The 10,494-nt window shown below is 63.7% G+C and carries 10 protein-coding genes and 1 pseudogene; 7 read left to right on the forward strand and 4 right to left on the reverse strand.

The features are described 5' to 3' along the window. Positions 1–26 precede the first annotated feature (26 nt). The 7 genes from carA (at position 27) to DFQ15_RS11095 (ending at position 8,029) form a co-directional block, all read left to right on the forward strand. A complete protein-coding gene (gene carA, locus DFQ15_RS11065; RefSeq protein ID WP_110466029.1) occupies positions 27–1,196 on the forward strand; it encodes a glutamine-hydrolyzing carbamoyl-phosphate synthase small subunit in 1,170 nt (389 codons plus the stop codon). 31 nt (positions 1,197–1,227) lie between these two features. After that, a complete protein-coding gene (locus DFQ15_RS17560) occupies positions 1,228–2,379 on the forward strand; it encodes an AAA family ATPase (protein WP_199399858.1) in 1,152 nt (383 codons plus the stop codon). Between the two features lie 14 nt (positions 2,380–2,393). Next, complete coding sequence (locus DFQ15_RS11075) at positions 2,394–2,801, forward strand: type II toxin-antitoxin system VapC family toxin (protein ID WP_199399859.1); 408 nt, start codon at positions 2,394–2,396, stop codon at positions 2,799–2,801. Then, positions 2,788–6,015 (forward strand): carbamoyl-phosphate synthase large subunit, encoded by a 3,228-nt coding sequence (carB, locus tag DFQ15_RS11080; protein ID WP_110466031.1) that lies wholly within the window; start codon positions 2,788–2,790, stop codon positions 6,013–6,015. The genes DFQ15_RS11075 and carB overlap by 14 nt, the downstream gene beginning before the upstream one ends. A 99-nt stretch (positions 6,016–6,114) precedes the next feature. Then, positions 6,115–6,993 (forward strand): Kdo hydroxylase family protein, encoded by an 879-nt coding sequence (locus tag DFQ15_RS11085; protein ID WP_374941024.1) that lies wholly within the window; start codon positions 6,115–6,117, stop codon positions 6,991–6,993. A gap of 69 nt (positions 6,994–7,062) precedes the next feature. Continuing rightward, the gene (gene greA, locus DFQ15_RS11090) at positions 7,063–7,539 is read left to right on the forward strand and encodes a transcription elongation factor GreA (protein WP_110466032.1); all 477 of its coding nucleotides are present in this window, start codon (positions 7,063–7,065) and stop codon (positions 7,537–7,539) included. A 28-nt stretch (positions 7,540–7,567) separates the two neighbouring features. Further along, a complete protein-coding gene (locus DFQ15_RS11095; protein WP_110466033.1) occupies positions 7,568–8,029 on the forward strand; it encodes a DUF4149 domain-containing protein in 462 nt (153 codons plus the stop codon). A gap of 55 nt (positions 8,030–8,084) precedes the next feature. On the opposite strand, the gene DFQ15_RS11100 is transcribed toward DFQ15_RS11095, so the two are convergent. The 4 genes and pseudogenes from DFQ15_RS11100 to DFQ15_RS11115 form a co-directional block, all read right to left on the reverse strand. Then, entirely contained in the window at positions 8,085–8,834 is a 750-nt protein-coding gene (locus DFQ15_RS11100; RefSeq protein WP_110466034.1) for a glycosyltransferase, read from the reverse strand. A gap of 7 nt (positions 8,835–8,841) precedes the next feature. Next, the gene (gene yhbY / locus DFQ15_RS11105) at positions 8,842–9,315 is read right to left on the reverse strand and encodes a ribosome assembly RNA-binding protein YhbY (protein ID WP_110466035.1); all 474 of its coding nucleotides are present in this window, start codon (positions 9,313–9,315) and stop codon (positions 8,842–8,844) included. 35 nt (positions 9,316–9,350) lie between these two features. Next, entirely contained in the window at positions 9,351–9,950 is a 600-nt protein-coding gene (locus DFQ15_RS11110; protein WP_110466036.1) for a recombinase family protein, read from the reverse strand. A gap of 223 nt (positions 9,951–10,173) precedes the next feature. Then, positions 10,174–10,494, reverse strand: a pseudogene (locus tag DFQ15_RS11115) (rolling circle replication-associated protein); the annotation flags it as partial.

Genomic DNA, 10,494 nt, shown 5'->3' on the forward strand with positions numbered 1-10,494 from the left:
GCGACCGTAACCATCCGGAGAACCCAGTGCTCTTGTCTCTACAGGGAAAATTCCCGCCCGCCATCCTGGCGCTTGCAGACGGCACGGTCTTTCTCGGCCATTCGATCGGAGCCACCGGCTCCACCGTCGGCGAGGTGGTGTTCAACACCGCCATGACCGGCTACCAGGAAATCCTCACCGACCCGAGCTATGCCCAGCAGATCGTGACGCTCACGTATCCGCACATCGGCAACTACGGCGTCAACGAGGAAGACGTCGAAGCCGACAAGGTCCATGCCGCTGGCCTGATCATCAAGGACCTGCCCCTCTTCGCCTCCAACTTCCGCTCGACGCTCACGCTCGACGCGTACCTGGCCCGCGAAGGCACCGTCGCCATCGCCGGCATCGACACCCGCAAGCTCACCCGCCGCCTGCGCAGCCGCGGCGCGCAGAACGGCTGCATCGTCGGCCTGGCCGCCGGCCAGGCGCCGACGCAGGCCGCCATCGATGCCGCCGTCGCCCAGGCGCAGGCGGCGCCCAGCATGGCCGGCCTCGACCTGGCCAAGGTGGTGTCGGTCCAGGCGCCTTACGAGTGGACCCAGACCGAGTGGAAGCTGGGCGAGGGCTACGGCCTGCAGATCGCGCCGAAGTTCCACGTCGTCGCCTTCGACTACGGCGTCAAGAAGAACATCCTGCGGATGATCGCCGAGCGCGGCGCGCAGATCACGGTGGTGCCGGCGCAGACCTCGGCGGCGGAGGTGATGAAGCTCGCGCCCGACGGCGTGTTCCTGGCCAACGGCCCCGGCGACCCGGGCCCTTGCGACTATGCGATCGCCGCCGCGCGCGAGCTGATCGAGGCGGGCATCCCCACCTTCGGCATCTGCCTGGGCCACCAGATCATGGCGCTGGCGATGGGCGCCAAGACCTATAAGATGAAGTTCGGCCACCACGGCGCGAACCATCCGGTCAAAGACCTGGACAGCGGCCGGGTCAGCATCACCAGCCAGAACCACGGCTTCGCGGTGGACGAGAAGTCGCTGCCCGCCACGCTGCGCGCCACCCACGTCAGCCTGTTCGACAACACGCTGCAGGGCCTGGCCCACACCAGCCAGCCTGCCTTCTGCTTCCAGGGCCACCCGGAAGCCTCGCCGGGCCCGCACGACATCGCCTATCTGTTCGACCGTTTCACCGCGCTGATGGAAAAGCGGCGGGGTTGAATCAGATCGAAGCTCTCGTTAGGGTCATGCAATGCTGAACAAAATAACTATTGAAGGCTTGCGTGGTGTCGGCTGTGTGGAGATGCAGTTCGATCCGCACAAGAGGGTCCGGACTTTGTTCGGATCGAATGGCGTTGGAAAAACTAAGTGCTTGGAGGCGATCTTCCAAGCATTGTTGGTGACCAGCAGAACCTTTATGGATGAGCGTCACAGATCGTCCATTAGTCTGTCGCAAGGCGGATTCGTAATGGAGGGTTTTACGGCAGACGGAGGAATTGGTTTCTCGTTATCTACCAAGACAGCTGCCTCAGATGTTTTTTTTTACAGCTCTACCGGCGTCGAACTTGCCCAACCGGTACATGCGTTGCCGATTGTGCTGCTCGGCGCGCGGAAGCGGGCCAGCTTCGATAGCGAGCGTGCGCCGTCTGGACTCGTCGGGACCTTTGAGCAGCGACAGAAAGCGTACTTCGATACCATCGAACGCTTGTTTCGCGATAACCGGCTGGGCGAATCCGGGATGTCGGTTGATGTTGCTGCATGGTTTGTATCTCGCGCGCAGTCTGTCAACCCTTATCAGAGGGATACAGACAATCTACGCGCGGAACTCGATACCGTATTGGAACTGCTCAACGCGGTAGACAATCGCATCGACTCCAAGAGGCTAGAGATCGACGGAGCGGGCCGAGTTTTTCTGATGGTGGAGCAGCGCCTGCGAGCGCTTGACGAGTTGAGCTCAGGTTTTGCGTCGTTGGTAAAGCTCGTGCAGGCAATTGTGTCGGGCTACGCAACTTGGTCGGGGACATCTCAACTGCGCGATCTTCATGGCATCGTATTGATTGACGAGATCGAAAGTCATCTGCACGCCAGGTGGCAGGTAGGCATCATTCCATGCCTTAAGCGCCTGTTGCCCAACACCACCTTTTTCGTGGCGACCCACTCGCCTCTGGTGCTGGTCCAACTGCAACAAGGCGAGGCGTACCTTCTTCAGCGAGACACCGATGATGTGGTACGCAGTAGTGTCATTGAGGCGCCAGATCACAAGGCTTTCGCCGACGTACTCGACGACGCGCTAGGAGTGGATCTCAATGCGTTGAAACGCGATGCCATGGCGCAAGAAGACCAGTCGGCTGCTAAACGCCGTTTACTTGAACTTCTGGAAAAAAGTCGAAAGGCAGTTCCGTGATTCAGGGATATTTGTTGGACACCAACTTACTAATCGGCGCATTTGACGGCGAGCCGGGCAATGAAGTTCATGAGGCAGCGGCTGAACGGTTGCGGCAACTCGTCCAAGATCCTTTGGTACAGCTTGCTATCACACCGTTGATCCGATACGAGGTGCTACGTGGCGCCATGCGTGTCAGCGTGGATGAACTTGACGGCGCCCTGAGCGGTTTTCGCGAGTTCGAAATCAGAGGCAGCGATGGCCGCCGTGCTGCTGAACTTTTTCGCGAGGCCAAGATTAAAAGTCTTGACCTGAACAAGCGCTCTTTTGAGTTGTTCCATTGCGTCTGCGCCGACGCCGACCAGCTTGATATCGCCAGCCAAGATGGCGATATTTCAAAGATAAAAAACTTGATAGAGGCCAGCAAAGATGCCAAAGCGTAAAGACCTCCACTCCATCCTCATCATCGGCGCCGGCCCGATCATCATCGGCCAAGCCTGCGAGTTCGACTACTCGGGCGTGCAGGCCTGCAAGGCGCTTTGGGAAGAAGGCTACAAGGTCATCCTGATCAACAGCAACCCCGCGACGATCATGACCGACCCGGCCACGGCCGACGTCACCTACATCGAGCCGATCACCTGGCAGACGGTCGAGAAGATCATCGCCAAGGAGCGCCCGGATGCGATCCTGCCGACCATGGGCGGGCAGACCGCGCTGAACTGCGCGCTCGACCTGTGGCACCACGGCGTGCTCGACAAGTACGAGGTCGAGCTGATCGGCGCCAAGCCCGAGGCGATCGACAAGGCCGAGGACCGGCTCAAGTTCAAGGACGCGATGACCAAGATCGGGCTGGGCTCGGCCCGCTCCGGCATCGCGCATTCGATGGACGAGGCCTGGGGCGTGCAGAAGACGCTCGGGTTCCCCACGGTGATCCGCCCCAGCTTCACCCTGGGCGGCACCGGCGGCGGCATCGCCTACAACGCCGAAGAGTTCGAGACCATCTGCAAGCGCGGCCTGGAAGCCTCGCCGACCAACGAACTGCTGATCGAGGAATCGCTGCTCGGCTGGAAAGAGTACGAGATGGAGGTGGTGCGCGACACCGCCGACAACTGCATCATCGTCTGCTCGATCGAGAACCTGGACCCGATGGGCGTGCACACCGGCGACTCGATCACCGTGGCCCCCGCGCAGACCCTGACCGACAAGGAATACCAGATCCTGCGCAATGCATCGCTCGCGGTGCTGCGCGAGATCGGCGTCGATACCGGCGGCTCCAACGTGCAGTTCTCGATCAACCCGAAGGACGGCCGCATGGTCGTCATCGAGATGAACCCGCGGGTCTCGCGCTCGTCCGCCCTGGCGTCGAAGGCCACGGGCTTTCCGATCGCCAAGGTCGCGGCCAAGCTGGCGGTCGGCTACACGCTCGACGAACTGAGGAACGAGATCACCGGCGGCGCCACGCCGGCCTCGTTCGAGCCGTCGATCGACTACGTGGTCACCAAGATCCCGCGCTTCGCCTTCGAGAAATTTCCGACCGCCGACAGCCGCCTGACGACCCAGATGAAGTCGGTCGGCGAGGTGATGGCGATGGGCCGCACCTTCCAGGAATCGTTCCAGAAAGCCCTGCGCGGCCTGGAAGTGGGCGTGGACGGCCTCAACGAGAAGACCCAGGACCGCGAAGTGCTGGAGAAGGAGCTGGGCGAGCCCGGCCCCGAGCGCATCTGGTACGTGGGCGACGCCTTCGCCCAGGGCATGAGCGTGGACGAGGTCTTCGCGCTGACCAAGATCGATCCGTGGTTCCTAATGCAGATCGAGGAGATCGTGAAGATCGAGCTCGAACTGGAAACCAAGACCTTGGACGAGATCGACAAGGACACGCTGCTCGCCCTGAAGAAGAAGGGCTTCTCCGACCGCCGCTTGGCGCGCCAGCTCAAGACCACCGACACGGCGATCCGCCAGAAGCGCATCGCGCTCGGCGTGCGCCCGATCTACAAGCGGGTCGATACCTGCGCGGCAGAGTTCGCGACCGACACCGCCTACCTCTACTCGACCTACGAGGACGAGTGCGAGGCCGAGCCGACCACCAACAAGAAGATCATGGTGCTGGGTGGTGGCCCCAACCGCATCGGCCAGGGCATCGAGTTCGACTATTGCTGCGTGCATGCCGCGCTCGCCATGCGCGAGGACGGCTACGAGACCATCATGGTCAACTGCAATCCCGAGACCGTCTCGACCGACTACGACACCTCCGACCGCCTGTACTTCGAGCCGCTGACGCTCGAGGACGTGCTGGAGATCGTGGACAAGGAAAAGCCGTTAGGCGTGATCGTGCAGTACGGCGGCCAGACGCCCTTGAAGCTGGCGCTGGACCTGGAAGCCAACGGCGTGCCGATCATCGGCACCTCGCCCGACATGATCGACGCGGCCGAAGACCGGGAGCGCTTCCAGAAGCTGCTGCACGAACTGGGCCTGCGCCAGCCGCCGAACGCCACCGCCCGCACCGAAGCCGAGGCGCTGGAGAAGGCCACGGCGCTCGGCTACCCGCTGGTGGTGCGCCCGAGCTACGTGCTGGGCGGCCGTGCGATGGAGATCGTGCACGAGCAGCGCGACCTGGAGCGCTACATGCGCGAAGCGGTCAAGGTGAGCCACGACTCTCCGGTGCTGCTCGACCGCTTCCTCAACAACGCGATCGAATGCGACGTGGACTGCCTGCGCGACCCGGCAGGCAAGACCTTCATCGGCGGCGTGATGGAGCACATCGAGCAGGCGGGCGTGCACTCGGGCGACTCGGCCTGTTCGCTGCCGCCGTATTACCTGCGCAAGGCGACGGTGGACGAGCTGAAGCGCCAGTCGGCCGCGATGGCCGAGGGCCTGAACGTGGTCGGCCTGATGAACGTGCAGTTCGCGATACAGGAAGTCGACGGCCAGGACGTGATCTACGTGCTGGAAGTCAACCCGCGCGCCTCGCGCACCGTGCCCTTCGTCAGCAAGGCGACCGGCATCCAGCTGGCCAAGGTGGCCGCGCGCTGCATGGCCGGGCAGACGCTGGCGTCGCAGGGCATCACCGAAGAGGTGACACCGCCGTACTTCAGCGTGAAGGAAGCGGTGTTCCCGTTCGTCAAGTTCCCCGGCGTGGACACGATTCTCGGCCCCGAGATGAAGTCGACCGGCGAGGTGATGGGCGTGGGCAAGACCTTCGGCGAGGCCTTCGTCAAGTCGCAGCTCGGCGCCGGCACCAAGCTGCCGAAATCGGGCAAGGTGTTCCTGACCGTCAAGAACAGCGACAAGCCACGTACGGTGGAGGTGGCGCGCCAGCTGGTCGCACAGGGCTTCACCCTGGTGGCGACCAAGGGCACGGCCAACGCGATCGCCGCGGCGGGCATCCCGGTCGAGGTGGTCTACAAGGTCACCGAAGGCCGGCCGCACGTGGTCGACATGATCAAGAACAACGAAATCGTGATGGTGGTGAACACGGTGGAAGAGCGCCGCAACGCGATCGCCGATTCGCGTGCGATCCGCACCTCGTCCCTGCAGGCCCGGGTGACCACCTTCACCACCATCTTCGGTGCCGAGGCGGCCGTCGAAGGCATGCGCTACGTGGACGACCTCGACGTCTACTCCCTGCAGGAACTGCATGCCCAGCTGACCGCCGCCTGATGCGGTAGGCTCATCACGGTGCGGCCCCGGTCGCACCGGAAGGTTCGAGGCCCGCCCGCACCGCGGGCCTCGCCGTTTGGGAGAAAGCACAATAACGCCATGCAAGACACGCAGATTCAAGAGCAGGTCCTGACGCTCGGCCTGGACGACTGGCGCGCGGGCCGGCACGACGCCCGGTGGGTGGCGGCCCTGGAAGCCGGCAAGGTGCTTTATTTTCCGCAGCTCCCGTTCGTGCTGGAGCCGCTGGAGCAGGCGCTGCTGCGGCCCGACCTGCTGATGCCCGACGTGCGCAACATCAGCCTCGATGCCGAAGGCCGGCTCAAGGGCGCTGCCGGCGACGCGCAGGCGGCCCTCGCGGGCATGGTCGGGCGGTTCCGCCGCCAGGCCGAGTCGCTGGTGCATGCGCTGCTGCCACACTACGTGCCGTCGCTGCGGATGGCGCCGACCAGCTACCGGCCGGCCCAGGTCGAGACGCGCCGGCAGTCCTGGCGCGCCGACGACCGGCGGCTGCACATCGACGCGTTTCCCTCGCGGCCCAACTACGGCGAGCGGATCCTGCGGGTGTTCGCCAACGTCAACCCGGCCGGGGTGCCGCGCACCTGGCGCGTGGGCGAGCCGTTCGAGGACATGGCCCGGCGCTTCCTGCCGCGGGCCAGGCGCTACTCGCCGCTGCAGGCGCGGCTGCTGCGGACGCTGCGGGTGACGAAGTCGCTGCGCAGCGAATACGACCACCTGATGCTGCAGCTGCACGACGGCATGAAATCCGACATGGGCTACCAGGAAACCGCGCCGCAGATGACGATGCCTTTCGTCGCCGGATCGGCCTGGATCTGTTTTTCCGACCAGACGCCGCATGCGGTGATGGCGGGCCAGTTCATGCTGGAGCAGACCCTGCACCTGCCCGCGGACAGACAATACAATCCTGCGTCGAGCCCGCTGGCGATTCTGGGCCGGCTCGCAGGACATCCGCTCGTCTGAGCCACCGTCCCCTCCCTGTATTACCGCCGGACGGTTCCGTCCGGCTTTTTCTTTTGGAGCGACAAGAACATGGCCACCATCCCGATTACCAAAAGGGGCTCCGAGAAGCTCAAGGAAGAGCTGCACCGCCTGAAGACGGTGGACCGCCCCTGGGTCATCACCGCCATCGCCGATGCGCGCGCCCAGGGTGATCTGAGCGAGAACGCCGAATACGAATCGGCGAAGGACCGCCAGGGCTTCATCGAAGGCCGCATCCAGGAAGTGGAAGGCAAGCTGTCGGCCGCGCAGGTCATCGATCCGCTGTCGCTGGACGCGGGCGGCAAGGTGGTCTTCGGCGCCACGGTGGAGCTGGAAGACGAAGAGTCGGGCGACGCGGTCACTTACCAGATCGTGGGCGAGGACGAGGCCGACCTGAAGCAGGGCTTGATCAACGTGTCGAGCCCGATCGCCCGCGCGCTGATCGGCAAGGAAGAGGGCGACACGGCCGAGGTGCAGGCGCCCGGCGGCGTGCGCCGCTACGAGATCGTCGCGGTCAAGTACATCTGACCGTCGTCTGCCGCCAAGTAAGAATCCCATGTCCTTCGAACACCGGATGCCGCCCATCGTCGCCGCCCTGTGGTGGGGCAGCATGTCCACGATCGGCTTCCTGGTGGTGCCGCTGCTGTTCAAGCATCTGCCGACGCCGGCCATGGCCGGCCAGATGGCGGCGCTTCTCTTCACCGCCCAGACCTGGCTGTCGGTCGCCTGCGGCATGCTGCTGCTGCTCGCTTCCCGTGACCGGGGCGAGTCGGTGCTGCTGCCGTGGGCGCGTAGCGCTCTGGGCTTCGTGCTGGCGGGTGTGCTGCTTGCGCTGCTGGCCGAGTTCGGCGTGTCGCCGCGGATCGTCGCGCGCGAGAACCTGAAGCTGTGGCACGCGGTCGGCAGTGCGATATACCTGGCGCAGTGGGTGTGTGCCGGCGTCGTGCTGTGGAAATGCCTGCAGGTGCCGAGCGAGGCCGCGCCGAGCGCCGTGCCCGAGGACGCCTCCGGTAATTGATCGATCCGGCCGGCCGGCCACCGGTCTCGCGGGCGGTGCGGCTGGCCGCCAGGGCCTATTCCCGCCAGTGTTGCGCCACCCAGCGCGCGGGTCGGATGAAGCGGAAGCGACGGTTGCGTTTTCCCAGGAGCGCGTCGGGTGGATTGCATTCGCCGTGGAAGATCACCACCCGCGCGTCGTGCGGCACCTGCGGCGCCTGCCAGTAGTTCAGCGGCCAGGTCGGAATGCTGTGGTACTTGAAGCTGGGGCACCAGGCGGCGGGCCAGTAGGCCAACTTGCCCTGGTGGTGCAGGTAGTCGGACAGGTAGGCCTGCTCGTTGCGGAACCGGTGCCGGATGTCGGCCTCGTGTCGCTGGAAGTTTGCCAGCACGTCGGCATGCGCACCCAGGGTAAAGCGGTAGACCGACGAGTTGCCGGTCACCCGCCAGGAGCGTTTGTAGTCCTTGATGATCAAAAACTCGCCTGGCATCTCGAAGAACGCGTCCAGGCTGCCGACCACCACCACGTCCACGTCAAGGTAGAGCGCGGTGCCGCGCAGACCGTGCAGGTCGCCGACGAAGGTCGTGAGCTTGCGCCAGGCGCGGTCGGGCACGCCCGGCTGCTCGGGCTGGATGTCCAGCGTCGGGATCGGGCGGCACTCCACCTCGGGGCGGATGCCGGCGGCGTCGTCGGTCAGGCACACGAAGCGTAAATGGCCGGTCAGGTGCCGGCGTACCATCGCGTAGAGCGAGTTGACGTACTCGGGGCCGTACTTGGTACCCCACTTCATGCACAGGACGTGGCGCTCTGCGGCAGGCTCGGACATCGGCGTATCAGTCGGCTTGGCGTTTCTTGATCGACTTCTTCTTCGGCTTGGCGCGCTTGATCTGGCCACCGGAGGTCAGCCGCTGGTTGCCCAGCACCCGCAGCACCCGCACCTCGGGGCGCTGGCCGCCGCGGGTGCTGTGCTTCAGAATTTTCACGTCGCGCGGGCCGGGCAGCCGGTCGTCGTCGACACTCTTTTCTTTTTCGACCGGCGGGCGCCACAGCACCACCAGCTTGCCGATGTGCTGCACCGGCGCGGCGCCGAGTTCTTCCACCAGGGTGTGGTAGATCAGTTCGCGGCCGTTGCGGTCGTCCGACACGATGCGGACCTTGATGAGGCCGTGCGCATTGAGCGCGGCATCGACTTCTTTCTGCACGGCGGGTGTCAGGCCGTCGTTGCCGACGATGACCACCGGGCTCAGGTGATGCGCCTCGGCGCGCTTTTCTCGCCGTTGGGCGGGCGTAAGTTGAATTTGGGGCATACGCCTATTATCGAGGCAGCATGAAAGTCAACACTTCAAGACCTCAAATATGCAGACAGCACCGGGTACAGCCCGGTTTTTTTACGTCCTAGATCCTCGTCGACGAGGCGGCGCACAACGATGATGCTGACGTCGAAATACCACGCAACGTGCTGCAGCGGGACACCAGCACACCGCATGAAGAAAGCCTGTTCCTCGTCGTCTGGAGATAGGCGCTTAGGGCGCCCGAAGGCCACCCCTCGGCGAATTGCAGCGACCTGCCCGGCACCGGTTCTCTCCCGAATCATCGACCGTTCAAGCTGGGCAACTGCCCCAAGGATCTGGACCATGAACTCACCGATAGCCGAACTGGTGTCTATGGGCTCAGTGAGAGACCGTAACCCCACATCCCGCGTTTTGAGCTTGGCAAGGATGCCCAAGAGATCGTGCAAGCTACGCGCAATTCGATCAAGCTTCCAAACAACCAAGGTGTCGCCAGCTTCGCACCTTCCTAGCGCCTCCTGAAGCGCTGGCCGTAGGCCTACTGAACTGCCCTTTTCCGAGTAGATGCAGACGACACCGGCACGCCCAAGGGCATCCATCTGCAAAGCAGTGTCCTGATCATCCGTACTGACTCGCGCATAGCCCACCAACATCCGTCACCTCCGCCATATCAAGCCTTGTTTTTTCCAGTCGCGATTCGTGAGCGCATAGCGCAGCAGTGAGTTCACGACCTCGGTTTTCGATGCATCGAATTCCGAGCTTAGGCCGGCGATGGTTTCGGCGATCCGGTGATCAACAGCGATATCTAGGCGTGCATGAGCGGCTCGGTGTTTCGCTAGCCTTCGAGCATTTCCGGAAACGTTTTTCTCAGAGGGGTCAGTGCATGGTGGCATGGCTTGCCCCCTTGTCAGGCTCTGTGACGAGCCAGTACGAGCCTCTATCGGAATCCACGGCGTGACTCACGATCACATGGCCGTCGGTGCATTCGAAGGCTAGCTCCAGGACATCCCAGACAGTGCCGACGCCGGCGAATCGGAGCAGCTTGGACTTCTGAATGACGAGGCCATTCGAGCGGCTGTAGCGGTTGCTTTCGAGCGGCGCATCCTCGAAGTCTTTGAGGATGTATTTAGAGACGTAGGCGGCCATCTTGCCTATCGACATGTTGCGACGATAGCCGCCGTTCTTTGTGCGCCCACC

The sequence above is a fragment of the Xylophilus ampelinus genome, from assembly GCF_003217575.1.
Lineage (GTDB): Bacteria > Pseudomonadota > Gammaproteobacteria > Burkholderiales > Burkholderiaceae_C > Xylophilus > Xylophilus ampelinus.